Source organism: uncultured Alteromonas sp. (assembly GCF_963976965.1).
Lineage (GTDB): Bacteria > Pseudomonadota > Gammaproteobacteria > Enterobacterales > Alteromonadaceae > Alteromonas > Alteromonas naphthalenivorans.
In genome coordinates this window covers 38,162-64,336 of sequence record NZ_CAXBMP010000021.1, presented here as the reverse complement: position 1 = coordinate 64,336, position 26,175 = coordinate 38,162, and the positions used below count along the sequence as shown (strand labels likewise).

The window sequence follows — 26,175 nt, the reverse complement described above, 5'->3', positions numbered from 1 at the left end:
TTGATTTTAAACAGAAAAAAGTGCGCCTTCCGGCGCACTTTTGATTGGTTCACATAAGTGTCATATACACAGGATACCGCGTATCCCATGTAATGTCATCAGTGTTAGAGTCTTGCGTGAAGCTCTTGGACTGAAGCCACCTTGTCACGATCGTCTGCGGACTTCGCACGAATAGTAGCAAAAGCAGCATTCATTGTGGTGGTGTAAGTCACCTTATTCAGCAACGCTTCTCGGCGAATATAAACCGAGTCGGTAATCGCTTGGCGACCTTCCGTAGTATTGATGATATAGGCGTACTCTCCATTTTTGATGGAGTCCACAATGTTAGGGCGACCTTCAGACAGCTTATTCACTACAGAACAGGCAATACCTGCATCATAAAGTGTGGTTGCTGTGCCTCGCGTCGCTTCAATGCTAAATCCAGCGCCGTTCAATGCTTTGGCTAATTCGATAATTTTGTTCTTATCGTTATTACGCACAGAAATTAACGCTTTACCTGATTTAGGTAATGGCGCCCCTGCACCTAAGTTAGCTTTAGCATATGCTTCTTCGAAAGTATCACCCACACCCATCACTTCGCCGGTAGAGCGCATTTCTGGGCCTAATAGTGGATCAACACCTTGGAATTTAGCAAACGGTAATACCACTTCTTTCACAGAGTAAAACGGAGGAATAATTTCTGTCGTAACACCCTGCTCTGCCAAGCTAACACCCGCCATTGCGCGTGCGGCAACTTTAGCAAGTGGAACACCTGTAGCTTTCGATACAAATGGTACTGTACGTGCTGCACGCGGGTTAACCTCAATTAAATACACTTCGCCATCTTTTACCGCAAATTGTGTATTCATTAGGCCAACAACACCAAGTTCAAGCGCCATGGCTTTCACTTGTTCGCGCATAACATCTTGAATCTCTTTACTTAAGGAGTGAGGTGGCAATGAACAGGCTGAGTCACCAGAGTGAACACCCGCTTGCTCAATATGCTCCATGATTCCGCCAATAACGACTTCTTTACCGTCGCAGATTGCATCGATATCGACTTCAATAGCGTCATCTAAGAAACGGTCTAGCAGTACAGGAGAATCATTAGAAACCTTCACCGCTTCCGTTAGGTAGCGTTTTAAGTCTTTAAGGTCGTAAACAATTTCCATTGCGCGGCCACCTAGTACGTACGAAGGACGTACTACAAGCGGAAAGCCAATACCGTCAGCCATTGCAAGGGCTTGCTCGATGTTAGTTACCGTAGCATTTGCTGGCTGTTTAAGGCCTAGCTTATTCACCATTTGCTGGAAGCGTTCACGATCTTCTGCTCTATCGATAGCTTCAGGCGACGTGCCAATAATAGGTACGCCAGCAGCTTCAAGGGCACGTGCTAACTTAAGCGGCGTTTGGCCACCGTATTGCACTATTACGCCTTTTGGCTTTTCTTTAGCCACAATCTCAAGTACGTCTTCTAGCGTTACCGGTTCGAAGTACAAGCGATCAGATGTGTCATAGTCGGTAGAAACCGTTTCAGGGTTACAGTTAACCATAATGGTTTCGTAACCGTCTTCACGCATTGAAAGCGCCGCGTGAACACAACAATAATCAAACTCGATACCTTGACCAATACGGTTTGGACCACCACCTAACACCATAATCTTATCGTTGTCAGTGGGGTCAGCTTCACACTCTTCATCGTAGGTTGAATACATGTAAGCCGTGCTGGTAGAAAATTCTGCCGCACAGGTATCAACACGCTTATAAACTGGCGTTACACCAAAGCCGCGACGAGTTTCACGAATGTCACCTTCACCTACTTTCGTAAGCTCGGCTAAGCGAGAGTCAGAGAAACCTTTGCGCTTAAGTTTACGCATAAGGTCTTCATCAATGCCGTGTAATCCACATTCAGCTACTTGAGCTTCAAGCTGAATAAGTTCTTCAAGCTGAACGAGGTACCAACGGTCAACGTTAGTGAGCGTAAATACTTCATCAACGGTCATGCCCATGCGGAACGCATCGCCAATGTACCAAATACGCTCAGCACCAGGCTCACGTAGTTCGTAAATCACTTTGTTGCGTGCTTCTGGGTCTTCTAAATCGACCATTGAGTTCAAGCCGTTCGCGCCAACTTCAAGGCCGCGAAGTGCTTTTTGTAGTGACTCTTGTTGGTTACGACCAATCGCCATCACTTCGCCCACTGATTTCATTTGCGTGGTTAAGCGATCGTTCGCGCCAGCAAATTTTTCAAAGTTAAAGCGAGGAATTTTTGTGACTACGTAATCGATTGAAGGCTCAAAAGATGCTGGTGTTAAACCACCGGTAATATCGTTAGCAAGCTCATCAAGGGTGTAACCAATGGCTAACTTGGCAGCCACTTTAGCAATTGGGAAACCTGTCGCTTTTGATGCTAATGCAGATGAACGCGATACCCGCGGGTTCATCTCGATGATCACCATACGGCCTGTGTTTGGATCTACACCGAACTGTACGTTAGAGCCACCGGTTTCAACACCGATTTCACGTAATACTGCCATGGCGGCATTACGCATTAGCTGGAATTCTTTGTCAGTAAGGGTTTGCGCTGGCGCGACTGTGATTGAGTCACCAGTATGTACACCCATGGCATCGAAGTTTTCAATAGTACACACGATGATACAGTTATCTGCACGGTCGCGAACTACTTCCATTTCGTATTCTTTCCAACCAATTAACGACTCATCAATAAGGAGTTCTTTGGTAGGCGAAAGGTCGAGACCCCGGCCACAAATTTCGTTAAATTCGTCAATATTGTATGCAATACCGCCGCCGCTTCCACCCATGGTGAATGACGGACGAATAATACATGGAAAGCCAATACGCGTTAGTACGTCGTGGGCTTGATCCATGCTTTGTGCAATTTCGGCGCGTGGGCATTCAAGACCAATGTTTTTCATTGCCTTGTCGAAGCGCTCACGGTTTTCAGCTTTATCGATAGCATCAGCCGTTGCACCGATAAGTTCAACATTGAACTCTTTCAATACACCGTGATGATCTAAATCTAGCGCGCAGTTAAGCGCAGTTTGTCCGCCCATTGTGGGCAAGATGGCATCTGGACGCTCTTTTTCGATAATTTTGCGTACCACTTCCCAGTGAATTGGCTCGATGTATGTTGCATCGGCCATTTCAGGATCGGTCATGATAGTAGCGGGGTTCGAGTTAACCAGAATAACGCGATAACCTTCTTCGCGTAGCGCTTTACATGCTTGAGCGCCTGAATAGTCAAACTCGCAGGCCTGGCCAATAACAATAGGGCCAGCACCTATGATGAGAATACTTTTTATGTCGGTACGTTTTGGCATAGCGGGCTCGTTCCTACTGCTTGTGTTGTTCGATTAATTCAATGAAGTGGTCGAATAGCGGCGCAGCTTCGTGCGGTCCAGGGCTTGCTTCTGGGTGCCCTTGGAAACTAAACGCTGGCTTATCGGTACGATGAATACCTTGTAACGACTTATCGAACAACGAAACATGCGTTACTTCTAAATTAGAAGGTAGGCTTGATTCATCTACAGCGAAGCCATGGTTCTGACTGGTGATCATCACCACATTGCGTTTTAAGTCTTTCACTGGATGGTTAGCACCATGGTGACCAAACTTCATTTTCACCGTAGTAGCACCACTGGCAAGCGCAAGTAGTTGATGACCTAAACAGATACCAAACACTGGCAAACCTGTTTCAACGATAGTTTTAATCGCTGTAATGGCATAATCACACGGCTCAGGGTCACCAGGGCCGTTAGACAAGAACACACCATCAGGTTGCATAGCTAACACTTCTTCAGCAGGTGTTTGCGCGGGTACCAAGGTAACGCGACAACCACGGTCTGCAAGCAAACGTAAAATGTTGCTCTTAACCCCGTAATCGTAAGCGACTACATGATATTTACTATCGGCTGGAGTGATATACCCTTCGCCCAATTTCCAGCTGCCTTCAGTCCACGTCTTTGGCTCAGTAATGCTTACTACTTTTGCCAAATCCATGCCTTTCAAGCCAGGATAATCTTTTGCTTGTGCTAACGCGCTCGCTTCATCTAACTCATCAGTACAAACGATGCAGCCGTTTTGCGCGCCTTTATCACGTAGAATACGTGTTAAACGACGAGTATCGATATCGGCTATACCTACAACGCCTTTGGCTTTGAGGTACTCTGATAACGTTTGTTGTTGACGGAAATTACTAGCAACAAGAGGTAAGTCACGAATAATAAGACCTTTAGACCAGATTTTATCTGCTTCAACGTCTTCTTCGTTAATACCGGTATTGCCAATATGTGGATAAGTAAGGGTAATGATTTGTTCAGCGTAGGATGGGTCAGTGATGATTTCTTGATAGCCTGTCATTGAAGTATTAAAAACAACTTCACCAACGGCAGTGCCTTGCGCACCTATCGCCGTTCCTTTAAAGACAGAACCATCCTCTAACACCAAAAGGGCAGAATTAGCCAAGTCAACCTCCAGATTAAGGATAACTATGTGTTTGAACAGAATTTCTGTCCAAACCCCACAAAAAATGAGAGTACTGATTTAACAGCGCTCATTTTACGATCTTTGCAGCTAATAAAACCGTGTTCTACAGCCAGTTTTATAGCTTTAGAATACGAAATTCGGGCAAATTCCGGCGAGTATACATGACTGACTAAAAATGTCTAATTTAAATATTAAAAATCATTAAAATAACCACTTAAACTCATTTGTCTTGTATAACCGCCAAAACCACTACTTATTAGTGCAAAGTAATGCGACTAAAGCCGCTGTTAAAATGAAAACTATCTTCACGGTCTTTAGTTATTATTTCAGGTCTAGCACATCGACCATTGAATATAATCCTGCTGGCTTGCCGTGAAGCCATTGGGCCGCATGCACCGCGCCTTTAGCAAACGTTAAGCGACTTGATGCTTTATGGGTTATTTCCAAACGCTCACCAATATCGGCAAACAATGCGGTGTGCTCACCGACAATATCGCCTGCGCGAACGGTAGCAAACCCAATAGTGCCCTGGTCTCGCTCAGGCTCTTTGCCTTCACGACCATAAACCGCACAAGTTTTAAGGTCGCGACCTAGCTCATCGGCAATGGCTTCCCCAATGGCCATGGCGGTGCCAGAAGGGGCATCTTGTTTGAACCTGTGGTGGGCTTCAGTAATTTCTATATCAGCCGTATTACCTAACGCCTTCGCAGCTTGTCGAACCAATGACAACATCAGGTTAACGCCCACACTATAGTTTGCTGCAAAAACGATGGGAATGGTTTTAGCCGCTTCATCTAACACAGCCAATTGGCTTTCACTTAACCCAGTAGTACCGATGACCACTGGCATTTTATTGGCCACACACCATGCAATGTTATTTTCAAAAACCACAGGTAAGGTAAAATCAATCATCACATCAGCATGTTGTTGAGTTAGCGAAGACATGCCTAAACAATCAATTGGCTTTTTACCAATGCCAGCCAACTCGCCCACGTTCATGCCAATCCAAGGAGAATCATCACGTACCGTAGCAACACTCAGTTCTGCATTTTCGTTTTGATCAAGTGCTTCAATAAGCACCCGACCCATGCGCCCATTGGCGCCAAATAAACCTACTTTCATTTACGTTATTCTTTTCCTTTAACAGTAAACGCATTTTGCCAAATGCAGTTACTATTGCAACGAGATAAGCTTAAATATTACTGATAATTGAAAAATTGCAGCATTAATACAAAAAAGGCGGGCAACCTATCGTTTTTAACGGTAAAAATAGCTAGCATGAAAGTAAGTGGGTTTACCCCAAGACCTAAACAAGGTTTACATTAATGGTTATTGAATTACTTCAAAACACATAGGTAGAATAATATGCGTAAACAGCTTATATGGGATCTTCCCACCCGGCTTTTTCACTGGCTTTTGGTTGCCAGTATTGCAGCACAATATGTTACCGCTGAGTGGATGGACGATGCGACCCAATGGCATTTCTATATTGGCTATTTTACTTTAGGGCTTTTGGTCTTTAGGTTAATTTGGGGAGTCATAGGTCCAACTTACGCCCGCTTTAGTCAATTTGTGAAAGGACCAAGTGCGGTAATAGGTTATTTACGTACATTGTTTGATAAAAACAGTGCCGCCGTGGCAGGCCACAATCCTCTTGGTGGCTGGTTTGTGGTGGTAATGCTTCTACTTTTATTAGTTCAAGCGGTAAGCGGACTGTTCATGACCGACGATATTTTTCTTGATGGCCCCTATCGCCATCTTGTCAGCGGCAGCACGTTAGACCTTATGAATACCTTGCACCATCTCGCCTTCGATATTTTACTATGGGTAATAGGCTTACATGTTGCTGCTATTGGGTTTTATGCCGTGTATAAAAAGCAAAAACTTGTACCCCCTATGTTTCATGGTCAAAAGGACACTGAAGACAAGCCTATTCCCTCGTCTCGTCTTTGGCTTGCACTTGCAGTTGCGCTAGTAACAGCGGCTGCGCTTTACTACGCGATAGAAATTGCCCCGCCCGCACCTGAAGTAGAAGAGTACTTTTAATTCCTTGTGCAAAAGAAACGATAAGGCTTAGCGTTCAACTAAGCCTTTGCTTTTCATTAAATCGGCAATCTCTGTCACACTGCCTGGATCGTCAATGGTAGAGGGTATATTAATGGGCTCATCTGCGGCGATTTGTCTTAGCAGCTTACGCAATATTTTCCCTGATCGTGTTTTTGGCAAGCGGTTCACAATCACGGCACGCTTAAAACTAGCCACCGGCCCTATGGTGTTTCGTACTTTAGCAATGAGCTCTCGCTCAAAAGCAGCCTCTTCTACTTTAACGCCATCTTTAAGTAACACTAAGCCTACTGGAATCTGCCCTTTTAGCGCGTCAGCCACTCCAATAACACTGCACTCGGCCACGGCATGGTGTGAAGCCAACACTTCTTCCATTTCTCCCGTTGATAACCGATGCCCCGCCACATTGATGACATCGTCGGTTCTACCCATAATGAACACAAAACCTTCTTCATCTATGTATCCGTTGTCACCGGTGCTGTAATAACCGTCGAATTCTTGTAAATATCCTTGAGTGAAACGCTTATGGTCTCGCCAAATAGTGGTTAAACACCCAGGAGGTAACGGTAAAGAAATGGCAATGGCTCCCTTTTCACCAGTAGCAACCGGCTCACCATTAGCGCCCAATACTCTCACATTAAAACCTGGGGTAGGAACGCTTGATGAACCTGGTTTAGTGCTAAGCGGCTCAATGCCAATAGGGTTTGAACAAATGGGCCAACCGGTTTCAGTTTGCCACCAATGATCAACCACCGGCTTACCGGTTTTTTCTACCGTCCAATGATATGTGGGCGGGTCTAATCGTTCACCGGCCATAAATATGGTTCGTAAACTACTTAGGTCATATCGCGCGATGCAATTAGCTTCAGGATCTTCTTTCCTAATTGCTCTAAATGCTGTTGGCGCTGCGAACAATACATTTATTTTATGCTGCTCTACCATGCGCCAGAATGCGCCAGCATCTGGTGTACCTACCGGCTTGCCTTCGAACATAACAGTAGTAGCGCCCTTTATTAGTGGCCCATAAACAATGTACGAGTGCCCTACTACCCAGCCCACATCTGATGCAGCCCAAAAAACATCGCCTTGATCTATGTCGTAAATGGCTTGCATAGAATAATTAAGTGCTACCGCATGACCACCATTGTCACGAACAACCCCTTTGGGCTTGCCCGTTGTGCCGGAGGTATACAAAATGTAAAGGGGATCGGTAGCATCTACGGGTGTGCATTCTACTGGTTCACTAGCTTGACATAATGCTTGCCAATCATGGTCAAAGTCATCTACCAGGTTCGCATTAAGCTGCTTGCGTTGATAAACAACACAACCTGCAGGTTTATGGTGAGCAAGGGCGATAGCATCATCAACCATGGGTTTGTAAGGCAATAGTTTTTTACCTTCTATACCGCACGATGCCGTAATAATAAGTGCAGGTTCAGCATCATCTATCCTAACCGCTAATTCACTGGCTGCGAAACCACCGAATACCACAGAGTGAATTGCCCCTATTCTTGCCACCGCTAACATTGCTACCGCAGCTTGAGGGATCATGGGCATGTAGATAATAACCGTATCGCCCTTTGTGACACCAAGGCTTGTGAGCGCGCCCGCTAGCGTAGCCACTTCATTAAGCAGGGTATTATAGGTCCAGGTTTCTTGCGTATTCGTAACCGGAGAATCGTAAATTAGCGCCGCGTTTTCGCCCCGCCCTGCATTAACATGGTGATCTAATGCCAAATAACTGGTATTGAGCTTTCCTCCTTTAAACCACTGAGGATAGCCGTTTGTGTTTTCGCTTAGTGCTTTTTTAGGGGGTGTAAACCAGTCGAGATGCAGTGCTTTATCTTGCCAAAATGCTTCTGGGTTATCAATTGACGCCTGATATTCTTGATGATAATTCATGACCGTTTCCGCAATAGAGTATTACTTTACCCTACTGCATAAACATGATTTTATCGTATAAGACTTCAGGCTTATGTTGATTAAACCTTTGTAATTACATCACTTATTTCTTTAACAATTATGCTATCAGCATAGTCAATTTGGTGTTGGTACATATAGAGACGGGGGTTTCATATAGTTGGCTTCAATTGATAATCACGCTATTTCCCGGGTAATTTTGCGCGCCAATCTCTCACATTAAGTGGCTTGTCTAAAAAATACCCTTGAAACACATGGCAACCACGCTTTATAGCGTCGTTAAATTGTGTGGTATTTTCTATTCCTTCTGCCACGGTTCTTAATTCAAAGATTTTTGCGATATCGAAAATACTATTCAGCAGCGGGCTCTGGGTCCCCATTTTATCTTCTTCATCGATAAAGTGCCTATCAAGCTTTACTTCTTTTATACACAGGTCGCGAAGGTAACTTAAATTCAAATTACCACTGCCAAAATGGTCTATGGAGAATGATACCCCTTTATCTGCTAGCTCTTTCATTGAATTACGCACCAAGGCAAAACTTCCAATGAGTACGGCTTCTCTAAGTTCAATGGTAAGGCTCCCCTTTGGAATATTCCAATGAGCAATCACTGCTAGCATTTTTTCGCTAAAGTCGGCTCTAGCCATATGTTTGGCACTAATATTAATTGAGAGCCGTGTTTTCAAACCACTTTTATCACATTCGTATAATAGCTTTCCACATTCATTCATCACCCATTGGCCAATTTCTACTATTGCATCAGTCTCTTCGGCAATAGGAATAAACTCAGCGGGGGGGATTAGGCCTAATTGGGGGTGCTGCCAGCGAACTAATGCCTCGGCGCACACCATATTGCCATCTCCCTCATATTGGGGTTGCAACTCAATGAAGAGTTCGTGATTACTGACTGCGGCACCAAGGGATTGGCGAATAAAATTGTATCGGTCATAACCCACACTAGAGGCACGATGAAAAATCACTGGTGTATTTACTTGGTCTGCGCTCAGTTGGTGATACCCTTGGGAAAGCATGTGCCTGACCTTCATCACGCTTGCCTCCATGCCCTTAAGCTGGCAAATGGTCACTACGGCATAAATTTTATGAGGACTATTGTGCAAGGTGATGTCACTACACACTTCATCGATAAGCTGCTGCTTAACTGCATCAATAGCGTAGAGAGCTTCTTTGTCTTCCTCGGTAATGATGTCTTCGTATAACAAATAAAAGTTGTTTTCTGCGCCTCTGTAAATAGAAAAAGGTTTAGAAAACGTTCGGGCTAGCCTAGAAGCAAGAATACGCATAACATAATCGGCGGTAGGCTGGCCAAACGCCTGCTTATACTGACTTATATTGTCGATAACTATTTGCGCGCAGTAAATATCTGCGTAGGTTACCCCCGCTTTTCGAATAACACACTTCAAGCCTTTTTCGAACAATTTAGCGTTTGGCAATTGGGTGATGTTGTCATAGTAAGCGGCTTGATAAACTTGGTCTGCTAATTGTTTTCGAACACTCATATCCCGAAATACCAATACTATCCGCTTTTGCATATCAAAATGAAAAGAAGATAATGAAATATCAACGGGTATCAGGCCGCCATTTTTATGGCTAACCAAATGATTTTCTGGGGAAGCTTTAGCGGTTTTCCTGCCTCCTTTCATAAACGTTTTCAGATATTCTTTGGTATTTTGTGATTCAACTTTGGGCACCAAAATAAAGATATCTTGCCCTATAAGTTCATCAGCATCGTAACCTAACACGTGCTCAACCGTATTGTTGGCTGTGATCACAGTGCCCTCTTCATCAATGGTCACAAGCGCATCAGAAATACTGTCTAAAATTGTAGAAAGGTATTCCGTGTAGTTATGTTGTGTATCGGATAAACGTTTATGTTCCGTTATATCCTGCACAGAGCCATAAATCCTATACACCTTATCTTGGTGCGAGCTAGTAACCTCTGACTGAGGTGTGCCCGTCATTTTCAACCAGCGCCGATAACCCTCTGCATTGATGTACTCTACCTCTAATGCAAAAGTGGACAGTGACTTTATTGCTGCTTTCATTGCTTTGGTAATTTTTTCGCGGCTCACTTGTGGGAAGTTGGCTAAAGCTCGCTCTACCGTGATATCTCTTCCCGGCGTAACACCAAACAATAAGTAGGTTTCTCGTGTCCACGAGACAAGGCCTGCATGTATATCTAATTCCCAGCCACCAACATGAGAGATGCGCCCAATTTCATTAAGCAACTGAATTTTTTCGGCGAGTTTGTCGGTAAAAGGATGTTGAATAAGTTTATATTGAAGACTGAGTTCTATTTGCTGACGGGCTATACTAGCGTAGTGCTTTTGATGACTCGTTAATTGATGACAACGCAACACAATCAGAACGGCCCCGATAATATTACCTTGAAAATCTTTTATTCCACCTACAATCACGTTTTGGCTGCTACAAATGGTTAGCGCCTCTGGCCATTCAAAATCACAGCCTGGTAATGTGGCACTCATTTCTGTCATCGATAACAGAAGCTGAGCATGTTTGGGCATGACCAGTGACTGTTTCTCAGAATCGGAATTATTGTCATCGCAGCACAGTATATCCACGTAAGTGGCAGTAGGAGATAACGAAACAAGCAAGACAGCGGTAGCTTCTGTATTTACCCTGGCTTCACTCAACCGCGAGGTAACCTCTGGCAAACTACTATCTTGTAAAGAGCCCAACAATCCGTCGTGAAGCTGCATTTTAGGTGAACTCCAATCCATCTTAAGATGGTTATAGTGCGATCATTTGTCGTTAATTATTTGCTTATCAACTTCACTGCTCAAGCAAAAATCATGATCATTATTTAGTCAACAATAGAGAATTTTTACTCTTTTTTCCAGCACATTTGCACTAAGAAGTGAGCAATCGTTTAGTATATAAAGAGGATTTATGAGCGAGCATGAATGATATGTATGTATGCAGCTAGAGGCATGGAGGTAAGGAGGTAAGGAGGTAAGGAGGTAAGGAGGTAAGGAAATAACAGCGCACGAACTACATGCGCTGCGAATGATTAAAATGGTTAGTCTTTTTTGTAGTCGTCGTGGCAAGATTTACAGCTTGCTCCCACTTTGCCAATCGCGTTGCGATAAGCACTTTCATCACCGGCTTTAACCGCAGCTTGTAAACCCATTGACGCTTCTTTCAAAGCAGCAATTTTAGATTCTACATCTGAGAAGTTTTCCCACATTGCGTCTTTCGCGCCTGTGTCTACATCAAACTTACGGGTATCAACAGATAAGTAATCACTCATCATATCTGCAAGTTGCTCTAATCGTACACCATTGGTCATCATTACCGACTCATCAAAAGGTAGTGCACCTTTCGCCATGCCGCCCAACGGCCCCATATTACTGCGTACCAATTGGAAAATAGCTTGGCGGTATTGTGTCGCCGCTTTTGCATGCTTTTCTGACGAGGCTTCTGAAGTTTCCGTTGCCGCTATAGCTCCACCCGCTAAACACGTTGCTAAAGCTGCGGTAGCTAATGTGGTCTTGATTGTCTTTCCTAGAATATTTTTCATAGTTATCGCCATGCCTGTTCGATTGTGTTGGTCTATTTTCTATCCTGACGAATACCCACCTTTTGCGCAAGGTTTTAACTTATAAATTTTGTATTTTTTCGATAGTTAGGCCAAAAAAAAACCCTCATAAGAGGGCTTTATTAATGTGATACGATTTAGTTAGTTAAATCGTCGAAAAACTTTTTCACACCGTCAAAGAAGCCTTGTGCTTTTGGACTGTGCTTACTTGATGCTTTACCCATCGATTCTTCTAATTCTTGCAGCAATTCTTTTTGACGTGATGACAAGCTAACCGGTGTTTCCACCACAACTTTACACATCAAATCGCCAACCGCGCCACTTCGAACCGACTTAACGCCTTTACCACGTAAACGGAACATACGTCCTGTTTGGGTTTCAGGGCTAATCTTAAGTTTTACTTTACCATCGAGCGTAGGTACTTCTAGCTCGCCACCAAGGGCTGCTGTGGTAAAACTTAATGGTACTTCACAGTACAAGTTGTTGCCGTCACGCTGGAAGATTTTATGGTCGCGCACATGTACTTGAACATACAAGTCACCTGCCGGTGCGCCGTTCTCTCCTGCTTCGCCTTCGCCAGATAAACGAATGCGATCGCCAGTGTCGACACCAGATGGGATCTTAACATTAAGGGTCTTGGTTTTTTCTTTACGACCATGGCCATGACAGCTGTTACATGGATCTTCAATGATCTTGCCTTTACCCGAACAGGTTGGGCAAGTTTGTTGAACCGCAAAGAAGCCTTGGCGCATTTGCACCTGACCGTTTCCATGACAGGTTGGACACGTTTTTGGCGTAGAGCCTTTCTTCGCACCAGAACCGTCACACACTTCACATTCAACCAATGTAGGCACGCGAATATCAACGCTTTTGCCACGTACCGCTTCTTCAAGCGATAATTCTAGATTGTAACGAAGGTCTGAGCCCTGACGAGCACGTGATTGACGACCGCCACGAGCACCGCCGCCACCGAAAATATCACCAAATACATCGCCGAAGATATCACCGAAGTCGCCACCACCACCAAAGCCAGCGCCACCGCGATTAGGATCTACACCAGCGTGACCATATTGATCGTAAGCGGCACGCTTTTGCGCATCGTTTAATACTTCGTAGGCTTCCTGGATTTCCTTGAATTTAACTTCAAGGGCTTTATCGCCCTGCGTGCGGTCCGGGTGATATTTCATCGCTAGCTTTTTATACGCTTTTTTGATTTCGCGTTCGCTAGCGCCTTTATCTACCTCAAGCACTTCGTAGTAGTCACGTTTCGACATAGTGTTTACTTATCCTACCTATTATTATCACAAGCACGTTGTTCGAGCACATTGTCGCCCTTGTGAAACTACATTTATTATCGTGTTTTATTACACGACAAAGGCGCAACAAGTGAACCTGATGCGCCTTAACTGCTAAAGTTTGCCCGGCTTACCGGGCATATCGCAACAGTTTGCTTACTTTTTATCTTCGTCTTTGACTTCTTCAAACTCAGCGTCAACAACGTCGTCATCAGCTTGGCCAGATGCTTGTTGCTCTGCGCCTTCAGCGCCAGCTTCACCGGCCGCGCCTGCTTGCTGTGCTTGAGCCGCTTCCATCAACTTGCTAGACGCTTGAATGAGTTCTTGCGTTTTCGCTTCGATGTCTGCTTTATCTTCGCCTTTAACCGCTGTTTCTAGCGCGCTAACAGCTTCTTCGATTGGTGCTTTGTCTTCTGCACTTAGCGCATCACCAACTTCTTCAAGTTGCTTGCGAGTAGCGTGAATCATGCCATCAGCTTGGTTACGTGCTTGAATGAGTTCTTCAAACTTAGCGTCCGCTTCTTTGTTCGCTTCTGCATCAGCAACCATTTTCTCGACTTCTTCATCGCTTAAGCCAGAAGATGCTTTAATTGTGATCTTCTGCTCTTTACCTGTGTCTTTGTCTTTCGCAGACACATGTAAGATACCATCCGCATCCAAGTCGAACGTTACTTCGATTTGAGGGGTACCACGTGAAGCTGGACGAATACCTTCAAGGTTGAACTGACCTAGTGATTTGTTACCACTAGATTGCTTACGCTCACCCTGTAGTACGTGTACTGTTACCGCAGACTGGTTGTCTTCAGCAGTAGAGAAAGTTTGCGACTTCTTCGTTGGAATAGTCGTGTTCTTCTCAATTAGTGCTGTCATCACGCCGCCCATGGTTTCGATACCAAGAGACAGAGGCGTTACGTCAAGAAGTAGTACGTCTTTAACGTCACCAGAAAGTACACCACCTTGAATTGCTGCACCAACGGCTACGGCTTCATCAGGGTTAACGTCTTTACGTGGCTCTTTACCGAAGAATTCAGTAACTAGCTTCTGTACCAATGGCATACGTGTTTGACCACCTACCAAGATAATATCTTGGATATCACCTACTGATAGGTCAGAGTCTGCCAATGCTTGCTTAAGCGGGTTAAGCGTGTTTTTAACAAGCTCTTCAACCAATGACTCAAGTTTTGCACGGGTTAGCTTAATCGCTAAGTGCTTAGGACCTGAACCGTCTGCTGTGATGTACGGCAAGTTAACTTCAGTTTGCTGTGAAGAAGAAAGCTCAATTTTCGCTTTCTCACCGGCTTCTTTAAGACGCTGCATAGCAAGCGGATCTTTACGTAAGTCGATGCCTTGATCTTTCTTGAATTCGTCAACAAGGTAGTTAATTACACGGTTATCGAAATCTTCACCACCAAGGTGAGTATCACCATTAGTTGCTAGTACTTCAAACGTGTGCTCGCCGTCTACTTCATCAATTTCGATGATAGAGATATCGAACGTACCACCACCAAGGTCGTATACCGCAACTACGTTATCGCCTTGCTTTTTGTCCATACCGTACGCTAACGCAGCCGCAGTTGGCTCGTTGATAATACGTTTAACTTCTAGACCAGCAATACGACCCGCATCTTTCGTTGCTTGACGCTGTGAGTCGTTAAAGTAAGCAGGAACAGTAATTACTGCGCCAGTTACTTCTTCGCCAAGATAATCTTCAGCGGTTTTCTTCATTTTCTTAAGTACTTCAGCAGAAACTTGAGGAGGCGCCATTTTCTCGCCTTTCGCTTCTACCCATGCATCACCGTTGTCTGCACCTACAATTTTGTAAGGCATGATGTCGATGTCGCGTTGTACTTCTTTATCTTGAAAACGACGACCAATTAAGCGTTTAATCGCGAAAAGCGTGTTTTCAGGATTTGTTACCGCTTGGCGCTTAGCAGATTGACCCACTAAAGTTTCGCCGTCGTTTGTGTAAGCAATGATTGATGGCGTTGTACGATCGCCTTCCGCGTTTTCAAGTACGCGAGGTTTGTCGCCGTCTAGCACTGCGACACATGAATTCGTTGTACCTAAATCGATACCAATGATTCTACCCATTACGTGTCTCCAAAAATTTATTTAATCTACAATTTTAGTGGGGTTATTCCGCACTATTTTCAATAGTTGTCAGTAAAAAAACTGACATTTTTGTGTAATTTAAGCCGCAATACGTATTTACGCTTGCGTATCTACACCACCGCTAGGCGCTCTCGAAACCATAACCATGGCTGGGCGCAACAAACGGCCATTAATTTGATACCCTTTTTGCATAACCGCCATAACCGTATTCGGTGCGTGGTCTGCACTTTCTTGCATAGACATAGCTTGGTGCAAGTCAGGGTTAAAGGTTTCACCCTGCGGATCAATAAGGCTCAATCCAAATTTCTCAATAGTGCTTAAGAAACTTTTGTGTGTCATTTCCACACCTTCAAGCAACGGCTTAACCGTTTCGTTTTCGCCATCAGTTAATTCGATAGCGCGCTCTAGGTTGTCAACAACAGGAAGAAGCTCACCCGCAAAACGCTCTAATGCGAACTTACGTGCTTTTTCTACTTCCATTTCAGCGCGGCGACGGGCGTTTTCCACATCAGCACGGGCACGTAATACGCTGTCTTGCTGTTCTTTAATGGTTGCCTGTGCTTCTGAAAGTGCTGTTTCTAGCTCATAGATGCGCTGTGTTGCATCTGATTCAGCTTCTGGTGAAGATTGCTCTTCTTGTATCACTTCAGCATCTTGTACGGTTTCGTCTACGCCAGAAACTTCTTGCTCTGCCTGCACGTCGCGGTTATCGCTCATGCTTTCCTCCAAACGTTAATGTCTATACTGCATAAACCCATGAGTGACTCGTACTCAATCATAGGCAATGTCTATGTTGGGATTAATTATGGGGCTGCTTTAACCGCCTTCAAGGGTAACCACACTATTTTTATGGTTTGTTTTTAAGTTTTTTTTAATAGATCAATAAATGCGAGCTACACACCCACTCATTGTAAAAAACATGTTAACTTTGACAGGTATTGTATAAGGGAATCTTGATGCTCAGTATTTGGACCGTAGGAACGGTAGTAGCCCTTTATTTGCTCGCATTATTTGCCATTGCCTTCTGGGGCGATAAACGGCTACGTGATAATCAACAACACCCAATTTTATATAGCTTGGGGTTAGGGGTTCACTGCACCTCCTGGGCGTTCTTTGGCACGACATCGCAAGCCGCTGAATATGGCTGGGCGGTGATACCTACCTATATGGGTATTATTCTTACCATGGCATTCGCCTTTCCTGTGGTATTACACATAAGCCGATTGTGTCAGCAGCACAATATCAGCTCACTAGCTGATTTAATTGGCCTAAAATATCAGCACTCTCACCTTATCGCCGCATTAATCACTATATTGTGCTTTATTGGTGTAATTCCTTACATTGCCTTGCAGCTTGATGCCATCACAAAAAGCATTAATCTCATTACGCCCGATACCCAGCATTCAACCCAAAACGTAAGTTTATATGTAGCGGGGCTAATGGCTATTTTTGCCATTGTATTTGGTACACGTACGCTCAACCTTACTGACAAGCATCCAGGTTTATTGCTTAGTATTGCCTTTGAGTCCGTGGTGAAGCTTGTTGCACTTTGGGTGGTGGGCATATTTGTTTGTTTTTACTTGTTTGATGGCGTGCTTGATTTAGTTACGCAAGCCGCCAGTAGCGACGCTGCGCGCAGTGTCATTTATGCCGATAGGGCACCATGGGTGTATTTATCCCACGTGCTTTTAGGTGTGTGCTCTATGTTTGTATTACCGCGCCAATTTCACATGAACTTCGTTGAGCTAAACGGCGAAGGTGAGCTGCGCACCGCTCGCTGGTTGTTTCCTCTTTATCTTTTGGGTATGACGGTGTTTCTTATTCCCTTGGCATTGGCAGGTAAAGTGTTGCTGCCGCAAAGCGTCAATTCTGATGCGTATGTTTTAGCCCTTCCTCTGTACGCAGAAAATATGTCTGTTTCTATCGTTGCTTTTGTTGGTGGCCTATCGGCTACCACCAGCATGGTGATTGTGGCAACACTTGCCCTTGGCATCATGATAGCCAACAACTTAGTTACTCCGTTGTGGTTGAAACTACGTTTGCGCGCTGAACCTAATCACACTATGCAGCCCAGTAAAATTTTGACTATCCGTCGCCTTACCGTATTAGTAGTGTTGTCGGTAGCCCTTTGGTATCACTTAAATGTTAGCCAATCGGCTCCCCTAGTAAAAAGCGGTATTATTGCCATTGCCTTACTAGGCCAGTGCTTTCCTGTGCTTATGTTCGGCATTTATTGGCAACGAAGTACCAAAGCGGCTGCCGTATGTGCGCTGTTCGCCGGCTTTAGTTTTTGGGTAGTGTACTTGCTGTACCCCAGCATAATGTCGAGCTACTACTTTAATAGCCCACCTTCTGATGCCGAGCTAGGAATAGGGTTCGCTTATTCATTGTTTGCGAACTGCGTCACCTTCATTGTGGTTTCTTATATTACGTTTAAGCGCCCGCTTCATGGCATTGAAAGCGAAACGCTAGCTTCACCAACCTTTGCCATTCGTATTAAAGATTTAACTGCACTAACACAGCGAGTTCTCGACCCAGCAGTTCATGAAGCCCTAGTAAATCAGTTATCAGTTAATATTTCCGATGCTAATTCGGGTTACGCAAACCACACACTTTTGCAGCGCACAGAAAAATTGCTCAGCGCTCAAGTAGGCACCCCAAGTGCGCGCATTTTGCTAGGCGCTATTACTGAAACTAAAAATGATACCTTGCCTGAATTGGTAGATTGGGTAGAAGAAGCGTCGCAATCTTTTCAGTTTAATCATGAAGTACTGCAATCCTCGGTACAAAATATTGAGCAAGGTATTAGCGTATTAGATGAAAAGCTGCAGTTATTAGCGTGGAATGAGCGCTATATTGAAATGTTTAACTACCCACGGTCATTCCTTAAAACCGGTATGTCGATTGAAAGTATTCTTGCTTACAACGCCGAAAGAGGGCTATTCGGCAACGCCACGCTAACCAACGATGAAATTAATAAACGTATTGTTTATATGAAAGAAGGCAGCCGGTACAAATATGTACGAAAACAGCCCGATGGAAAAGTGATTGAGCTAAATGGCTCGCCATTACCTGGGGGTGGATATGTAACGACCTACAGTGACATAACTGAATACATTGCCATTCAAGAAGCCCTTGAGCGCGCCAAATCTGAATTAGAAGGCCGCGTAGTTGCTCGCACTGAAGAGCTGCAGCATGCAAAACTTGAAGCCGACAAGGCAAACGAAAGTAAAACGAAGTTTTTAGCTGCAGCGGGACACGATCTCATGCAACCCTTTAATGCCGCTACCTTATTTGCCGCCATGCTGGCCCAAAAAACCAAAGGCGGTGAACTGGCCACGCTTTCAGAAGGGGTGGTTAGCTCACTTAATAGTGCAGAAAGCCTGCTAACCATGCTACTAGATATGACCAAGTTGGAGTCGGGCAAGTTGGCTCCTCAAACAAGCAGTTTTGCATTAGATGATATGTTAGCGCCACTCGTTCAAGAGTTCAGTGTAATAGCAGCATCTAAAGGCTTAACCTTGCGTTATGTCCCCACCCAACTTGTTATTCATTCCGATAAAAATTTGTTACGCCGTATCGTGCAAAACTTATTATCGAATGCGATACGCTATACCACAGTAGGCAAGGTACTGGTTGGTATAAGGCGCAAGTACTCAAAATCAGGCCACCAGCGCCCATTAAAATCAACCACACCGCTAATTGATATTTGTGTGTACGATACAGGGGCTGGTATTCCCAACCACCAGCAAAGTGAAATCTTTAACGAATTTCACCAATTAGATGAAACACAAAACGCTCAAGGTTTGGGGTTAGGGTTAACCATTGTAGAGCGTATGGGCCGATTACTACACCACCCTATTTCGCTGGTATCCACAGTAAACAAGGGCAGCAAGTTTAGTGTGTCTGTGCCTTGCGTTGAAACTTCCTATAGCAACAGCAACTCAAACATAAAAAGCGCCGACCTTGCACATACAGAAACGGCAGAAACTAGAACTAAAACAACCAATGGCGCAATAGCGCCGAGTGCACAGACACCACGCGCAATGCCAAGTAAGCCATTTTTATCTGGCAGACGAATACTACTGATAGAAAATGATGCACAAATAGCCCAAGCCATGGAAGTATTGCTCTCAGATTGGGGCGCGGTAGTGCTAGTTGCCACAAATATTGCTGAATCGATGCAAGCGTGCCCTAACCCGCCAGATTTGCTTCTTGTTGACTATCATTTAGATGCCAGTGAAACAGGAACGCAAGCGGCCTCTCAATTACAGGAAAAGTGGGGACGCAAGGTACCCGGGGTGCTAATTACGGCAAACAGAAGGGAGGGTATTAGGGACGCTGCTAGTGACTTAGGGCTGTACTACTTACCCAAACCTGTTAAACCTTTAGCCCTTAAGCGCTTGCTCAAAAATGAATTGAAACTTGCTGACTAGCTTAGTGTTCAAATTAGTGGTTGGCAGATGAACAATATAAGTGGTTAAATGTTGTTATCAGGGATAGCTTATTAACCCGTCAATTTGCTCGATAGGTTATTTTGCTTAATGCGTTAGTTCAAATCGACTTGGTTAGATAATCGCTTAGGCCTACTCATGCACAGCCATAGCATGTTTAAACGCAATACCTGCTTTCGTGCGATTAATAACCTTCAACTTTCTCAATACTGCTGAAACGTGCTGCTTTACTGTAGATTCGGAAATATCCAGTTCGTAAGCTATTTGCTTATTTAACAGCCCGTCTGCCACCATCCGAAGTACTTTCAATTGGTGAGGCGTTAACATGGCTAGTTTAACGCTAAAATCGTCAGTTTCGGTCTCAGACGCTTCATCAGTAAGATTCGCTACCGATTCAGGAAGCCACTGCTCGCCATCTAACACACGTTCAACCGCCTCGGCTATACACTCTATAGATGCCGATTTAGGAATAAAACCGCACGCACCTAAAGCAAGCGCCTTGCGAATAAGGTTAGCCTCTTCTAAGGCTGTCACCATGACCACCAATACGTCAGGGAACCGTGCCCGCACTTCAGACAACCCTATCAAACCCTCGTTACCCGGCATTTTCACATCCAAAAATACCAAATCGATATCTGGGTTTGCTTCAAGCTGACTTAGGGTTTCATCCAGTGTAGATGCTTGCAGTATATGAGGCCCTACAATGTCACCAAGGGCTTGGCACATTGCCGCTCGAAATAAGGGGTGATCATCTGCAATAAGTACGCGTATTTTCATCTTATTATCTGCCGCAACGTTGTAACAAAATTGTTAAATCAATAATAACATGATAGTTACAAATGCCCAGTATTAATAGTCACTTTTGATGTGTGTAAATACAGTTGCAAGAAGAAGTTAAAAACAAATAAGAAAGCCGGAACTCACATTCCGGCTTTCTTTGTATCGCTATTTTATATTATTTGTACATTTAACTATTGCATTAACAATTGTGCGACTCACCGCGTTTAAAAACGATACCCTAGCGTAACGTGAACTGTACGTGGGTCACCATAATAGCCAATTAACGTAGTATCCCCGCCTAAGCCTGGCCCAAAGTTACCGTCTTCGTCTCGAGTAACAAAGTCATATCCACCCACCAAGTATTCTTCGTCGGTTAGGTTTTTCACATGAAGGCCTGCATACCAATCGCCTTCTACACTCTCCCAACGCGCACTTAAATTCACCATACCATAGGCATCTTGTTCAATTAGATCGCTGGTTTCAAACAATAAATAATCACCACGATAGTAATAGTTAGCATTAAATGAAATATCACCAAAACCTGTTTCTAGCAGATAATTTGCACCAATATTCAGTGTATTTTCAGGTGTGCTAGCCAAACCAATGAGAGGGGGTATCGCATTGTTTTTCTTAATTTCAAAGTCGATATACCCGTAAGCCACGTCAAATTGTAAGTTATCAGAGGCTACCCATGTCATTTCTACTTCTGCACCTTTTGCAGCCGTTTCTGCCGCGTTGCGTAACCTTTGATCAAGTGCAGTTGGGTCGCTTAAATCACCTTCGATTCCTATGTATTGTCGGTCTGAATGGTCATACGAAAACAAGGTTACATTTAATCGCAATGCATCGTTTACGTCACTTTTCATGCCCACTTCGTAGCTATCAACGACTTCAGGTTCAACCCCTGGCTCGTTTACCGTAGCGCGTGGATTAAAGGTGCCCGATTTAAAGCCTTGCGAATAACTCGCAAAAAATAGGGTATCTCGGCTCATTTGGTATTCCACGCCAACTCGCGGCGTAAAGCGTGACCAGCTTTCTACCGCAGGTCCTTCAAAAACCCCATCACCGTTGCTGTCAGTACCCAGCACTTGAGGCACTAAGTCACCATCAGGACGCACATAGCCATCAATCCAATCGGTATAAGGGTATACGTTGGCGAAGATTAAGCCGTTATTTACCGTTGCCGATTTTTCTTCATCAGTGAAGCGGGCGCCGAGTGAGAGAGAAAGTTTGTCGTTGATGTCGTAATTGAATTGCGCATAAGCAGCCCAGCTTTCTGAGTTGTTACAGCCGCTCACTTCTCGGGTCAAACCCGGTGCGCCTAGCGCCACACCTAACACACCTAATACTGCGTCGAAGTTTCCGCATGACTCACCATCATAAAGATATAAGCCAGATACGATCGAGTAGCTATTTCCCGTATAATTTAGCTGCAATTCATGGGTGTCATTGCTGTCGTCATACTCGGCAGGCACATCGAAAATTGGCAATGCCGTATTATCAAAATCAATATTTGTAGGAGAATAGCTCTCGCGATGAGAGCCTATGTATTTAAGCTCTAAATTATCGCTTACGTTGTATCGGGCTAGCCAGTTATACCCTTCAAGTTCTACTTTATTCCAAGTAGGTAGGCTGGTGTACGAATCGAACTTTGAATCAGGCACGGGTGCGTCGGTTAGAATACTGGGGATAAGACGATAGCCACCTTTTGCGTTTGAGGTATCTTCGGTTTTATCCCAGCCGAAACGGAAAAACAAATCATCACTAGCGTGTACTTCTAAGGTAAGACGGGCAGCCCATAAATCTTTGTTATAGTTTTCTTTATCTTGGCCGTCTAATGCGCTGACTAAGTATTCGCCAAAGCCGTCGCGGTTTAAATTAGCGTAACCTACACCCAAATACACCGTATCTTCTATTAATGGGATTTGCCCTGTGACCTTGAGATCCCGCTGGCTATAACTACCAAGGGTAGCTTGCACGTTTAATTGGGTTTCCCCTGACATTTCTTTGGTGACATATTTTACAGCCCCACCAATAGTGTTCTTACCATAAAGCGTACCCTGCGGCCCACGTAGTACTTCAATGCGCTGTACATCTAACAAATCGAGCACCGCACCTTGTGGGCGAGCAATGTACACATCATCAACGTAAATACCTACGCCAGGCTCGTATCCCCAAAGCGGGTCTTGTTGACCTAAACCACGAATAAAAGCGGTTAACGTAGAGTTAGTGCCACGGCTGGTTTGCAATGTAGTGTTCGGCGAAAACTGCTGTACTTCAGTAAGTACGCTAATGCCCTTTTCGGCTAATTCAACCGCACCAATTGAGGTGATGGCCACGGGGGTTTCCTGCAATGACTCAACGGTTTTTCGTGCGGTAACTTCAATACGCTCCAGTTTACCTTTATCGTCAGCATCTGCGTCTTGAGCGAACGTAGTGGGTGAAATTAACAGTGCGCTCGCAACAGCAGCTGCACAGATAGAGCGAGGGTAACGCTGCATGTGTGAAGTGAGTGACATAATGTGTCCTTTTTAGTTCTAAATTATCGTTACTGTCGGATGTAATGCCTGCGGTCGAACTTTACTCTAGGTAATTTTGCCCTCGCCGTATGTAGTACCATCGTACTATGGGAATTTAGCGCCACTACCGCCACACTTTAGCCCTAGGACATGACTTCACCAATTGTTTATTGAAGTGAAAAGCCATGACTAAAATCTATATAAACGCAATATAAACATAAACTTAACTGTTCTGGAGAATCTGCGGTCACAGATTTTTAAGGAAAAACAATGATGTTAAGTATGATGGGTCTGGTAGGCGGACTAGTGTTATTAATTGTGTTAACCATTCGGGGAATGAATCTTTTCATTGCAGCCCCCTTGTGTGCACTGGTGGTGGCGTTAACCAACGGTATGTCTGTTTTTATTGGTGAAATAAATTTTGTGGAAACCTACATGAGTGGGTTTTCAGGTTTTATCGCCGCATGGTTTTTTATGTTTTTGCTTGGTGCTTTATTTGGCAAATTCATGGAAGACAGTGGCGCTGCTGATTCAGTCTCTCGTTGGATAATACAACGCATTGGTTACAAACAGGCCGTGTTAGCAGTGGTGCTTGCTTGCGCTATTTTAACTTACGGGGGCGTGAGCGTTTTTGTTGTCGCCTTCTCGGTTTACCCTATGGCGGTAAGCTTATTTAAAGATGCGAACTTGCCTCGCCGTTTTATTCCCGCAGCCATGGCATTTGGTTCAGTCACCTTTACGATGACCTCTGCCGGCTCACCAGAAATCCAAAACTGGATCCCTATTAAGTATTTGGGCACCTCACCTTTTGCTGCATGGGAAGTAAGCTTAGTGGTTGCTATTTTCATGGCAGTGCTTGGTTACTGGTGGCTAGCGAAAATGATCCGCAAAGCGATAGCTAATGGCGAGGAGTTTGAAGCGCGTATTACCGACCCTGAAATACGCGAACGAGATTACCCTCACCCGCTCACCGGTATTATTCCATTGCTAGTAGTGCTGTGTATTTCCTTCTTTTTACACGAAGCACTAGCGCAACTTGCGCTTATTGTAGCCTTAGGGGGAGGCGTACTTACTTTGCTTATTATAAACCGCGCCCACTTTCACAATTTACAAGCGGCGATAAACACCGGCACCACAGGGGCACTGGTCGCTATTGGCAATACTGCGGCAGTCGTAGGGTTTGGCGCTATAGCTAAAAACACCGAGGCATTTCAGCAAACGGTAGCTTTAATGACGCAAATCCCTGGTAACGAGTTAATTGGCGCAGCAATAGCGATTAGCGTAATAGCAGGCTTAACCGGCTCGGCTTCAGGAGGCCAAGCTATCGCACTGCCACTACTTGCACCGCATTATCTTGACCAAGGCGTACAGCCAGAACAATTACATCGTATTGTTTCTATCTCTTCAGGTGCGCTAGATTCACTGCCTCATAACGGGTATGTTGTCACCACAATTCGCGCCATATGTCATGAAACCCATAAGGCAGCCTATGGTGCCGTTGCAGCATTGACGGTAGTCGTACCGGTTATAGGCCTCGCCCTTGCCATTGGCCTATTCAGCGTGTTTTAGACAAGGATTTCCATGAAACTAAAAATAGCTTTTTTATATTGTGCTTTGCTGGCTTTTTCATTAGTTACTACAACAGCGCGCAGTGCTAATGTGGCTAATGTGGCTAATGTGGCTAATGTGGCTAATGTGGCTAATGTGGCTAATTCAGCTTCAGATCTCACCGCGAAGTCTGTCAACACCGCCAATACTGCTGATGCAAATGCTCCAGAAAACAATAAGCCAACGCTTATTACGAAGAAAGAAGCGTTCTCAATAGAAAGCTTCACCACATTTGGTGGCAAAACCATTAATAACGTAAGAGTGGGTTGGGAAGCCTACGGGCAATTAAATGCAGACAAAAGCAACGTTATTCTTGTTACACACCACTTTTCGGGCACATCGCATGCCGCTGGTGTATATGAAAGCTCTCAGGGTATTGCAAGCCCTAATATAGGCTACTGGGATGCGTTAATTGGCCCTGGCAAAGCCATCGATACCGATATCTATTATGTTATAAGTGTAGACAGTTTAGTGAATTTAAACGCCTACGATGAGCACGTTATTACTACCGGCCCTGCTACTATCAACCCAGAAACCAATAAACCGTGGGGGCTAGATTTCCCCGTGGTGACAATCCGTGACTTCGTGAATGTGCAAAAGGCGTTACTTGAAAGCTTAGGCATACAGAGACTGCATGCTGTGGTTGGCCCTTCTATGGGGTCGATGCAGGCTATCGACTGGGCTAGTGCTTACCCCGACTGGGTGCCAAGAATGATATCGGTTATTGGCACGGGTGAAAGCGATGCGTGGACAACCGCTGCCCTTTCGCACTGGGCAACGCCTATTCGATTAGATGCTAACTGGAAACAAGGTAGTTACGCTCGACATAACCAACCCACTGAAGGGTTAGTGGCTTCTTTGATGTTGATCACCCAAGATGCCTTGTACCCTACGTACTTTAACCAGCAAGGTAAAACGCTAGGCTATCAAGCGGTGGAGCAAGCGCCATTAGAGAACATTAATGCTCAGCACTCTATTGTGAAATGGTTAGAAAGCCGTGCTCGTCAGCGCGCTAAAAAAATGGATGCAAATCATCTTCTTTATTTAGTTCGCGCCTGCCAATTATTTGTAGCAGGCCATGGGAATAACTTAGAAGAAGGACTTAAGCACATTCAAGCCAAAACCTTGTTCTTGCCGGCATCCACCGACTTGTTACTCATGCCTTATTTAGCCGAATCGGCAGACTATCAACTCAACCACTTGGGAAAAAACAGCGAACTGGAAACACTGAATGGCCCCTTCGGACACCTTGAAGGCATAGTGAATGTAAAAGCCGAAGGCGAGCGGATTGCCGCGTTTCTTTCCAGCGCTTTATAAAGACTAAAAAGAACCGTTTAAATAAGTGCAATGCTTAGCGGCAA

15 protein-coding genes are annotated in these 26,175 nt (G+C 44.7%); 4 read left to right on the top strand and 11 right to left on the bottom strand.

Going from position 1 to position 26,175, the window contains the following annotated elements:
- Positions 1-104: 104 nt before the first annotated feature.
- From carB to dapB, 3 genes are all read right to left on the bottom strand, one after another.
- Positions 105-3,320, bottom strand: a complete 3,216-nt coding sequence (gene carB / locus AAC006_RS15265) for a carbamoyl-phosphate synthase large subunit (protein WP_013784746.1) — start codon at positions 3,318-3,320, stop codon at positions 105-107.
- A gap of 13 nt (positions 3,321-3,333) precedes the next feature.
- Positions 3,334-4,464, bottom strand: a complete 1,131-nt coding sequence (gene carA / locus AAC006_RS15260) for a glutamine-hydrolyzing carbamoyl-phosphate synthase small subunit (RefSeq protein WP_013784747.1) — start codon at positions 4,462-4,464, stop codon at positions 3,334-3,336.
- A 342-nt stretch (positions 4,465-4,806) separates the two neighbouring features.
- Positions 4,807-5,607: a 4-hydroxy-tetrahydrodipicolinate reductase gene (gene dapB, locus AAC006_RS15255; protein WP_013784748.1), complete on the bottom strand. Its 801-nt coding sequence runs from the start codon at positions 5,605-5,607 to the stop codon at positions 4,807-4,809.
- Positions 5,608-5,850: 243 nt separating this feature from the next.
- Between dapB and AAC006_RS15250 the strand changes: the two genes are divergently transcribed.
- Positions 5,851-6,531 carry a cytochrome b/b6 domain-containing protein gene (locus AAC006_RS15250; protein ID WP_013784749.1) on the top strand — a complete coding sequence of 227 codons (681 nt, stop codon included), beginning with the start codon at positions 5,851-5,853 and terminating at the stop codon, positions 6,529-6,531.
- 27 nt (positions 6,532-6,558) lie between these two features.
- On the opposite strand, the gene AAC006_RS15245 is transcribed toward AAC006_RS15250, so the two are convergent.
- From AAC006_RS15245 to grpE, 6 genes are all read right to left on the bottom strand, one after another.
- Entirely contained in the window at positions 6,559-8,451 is a 1,893-nt protein-coding gene (locus AAC006_RS15245) for a propionyl-CoA synthetase (protein ID WP_126873916.1), read from the bottom strand.
- A gap of 200 nt (positions 8,452-8,651) precedes the next feature.
- On the bottom strand, positions 8,652-11,207 hold the full coding sequence (locus tag AAC006_RS15240; protein WP_185864209.1) for a GGDEF domain-containing phosphodiesterase: 2,556 nt from the start codon (positions 11,205-11,207) through the stop codon (positions 8,652-8,654).
- Between the two features lie 320 nt (positions 11,208-11,527).
- Positions 11,528-12,028: a cytochrome c gene (locus tag AAC006_RS15235; RefSeq protein ID WP_288388718.1), complete on the bottom strand. Its 501-nt coding sequence runs from the start codon at positions 12,026-12,028 to the stop codon at positions 11,528-11,530.
- 155 nt (positions 12,029-12,183) lie between these two features.
- Positions 12,184-13,320: a molecular chaperone DnaJ gene (gene dnaJ / locus AAC006_RS15230; RefSeq protein ID WP_126873918.1), complete on the bottom strand. Its 1,137-nt coding sequence runs from the start codon at positions 13,318-13,320 to the stop codon at positions 12,184-12,186.
- 177 nt (positions 13,321-13,497) lie between these two features.
- Positions 13,498-15,432 (bottom strand): molecular chaperone DnaK, encoded by a 1,935-nt coding sequence (gene dnaK / locus AAC006_RS15225; RefSeq protein ID WP_126873919.1) that lies wholly within the window; start codon positions 15,430-15,432, stop codon positions 13,498-13,500.
- A 117-nt stretch (positions 15,433-15,549) separates the two neighbouring features.
- Positions 15,550-16,170, bottom strand: coding sequence for a nucleotide exchange factor GrpE (gene grpE, locus AAC006_RS15220; protein WP_126873920.1), 621 nt, complete (start codon positions 16,168-16,170; stop codon positions 15,550-15,552).
- A 239-nt stretch (positions 16,171-16,409) separates the two neighbouring features.
- Between grpE and AAC006_RS15215 the strand changes: the two genes are divergently transcribed.
- Positions 16,410-19,889, top strand: coding sequence for a PAS-domain containing protein (locus AAC006_RS15215; protein WP_126873921.1), 3,480 nt, complete (start codon positions 16,410-16,412; stop codon positions 19,887-19,889).
- 150 nt (positions 19,890-20,039) lie between these two features.
- Here AAC006_RS15215 and AAC006_RS15210 read toward each other — a convergent pair whose 3' ends face one another.
- A complete protein-coding gene (locus AAC006_RS15210; RefSeq protein WP_126873922.1) occupies positions 20,040-20,684 on the bottom strand; it encodes a response regulator transcription factor in 645 nt (214 codons plus the stop codon).
- A 227-nt stretch (positions 20,685-20,911) separates the two neighbouring features.
- Positions 20,912-23,206, bottom strand: a complete 2,295-nt coding sequence (locus AAC006_RS15205; protein ID WP_339891818.1) for a TonB-dependent receptor — start codon at positions 23,204-23,206, stop codon at positions 20,912-20,914.
- 273 nt (positions 23,207-23,479) lie between these two features.
- Between AAC006_RS15205 and AAC006_RS15200 the strand changes: the two genes are divergently transcribed.
- Together AAC006_RS15200 and AAC006_RS15195 are read left to right on the top strand one after the other, a co-directional pair.
- Positions 23,480-24,775 carry an SLC13 family permease gene (locus AAC006_RS15200; RefSeq protein ID WP_126873990.1) on the top strand — a complete coding sequence of 432 codons (1,296 nt, stop codon included), beginning with the start codon at positions 23,480-23,482 and terminating at the stop codon, positions 24,773-24,775.
- Between the two features lie 12 nt (positions 24,776-24,787).
- Positions 24,788-26,131 (top strand): homoserine O-acetyltransferase, encoded by a 1,344-nt coding sequence (locus AAC006_RS15195; protein ID WP_339891817.1) that lies wholly within the window; start codon positions 24,788-24,790, stop codon positions 26,129-26,131.
- Positions 26,132-26,175: the final 44 nt, after the last annotated feature.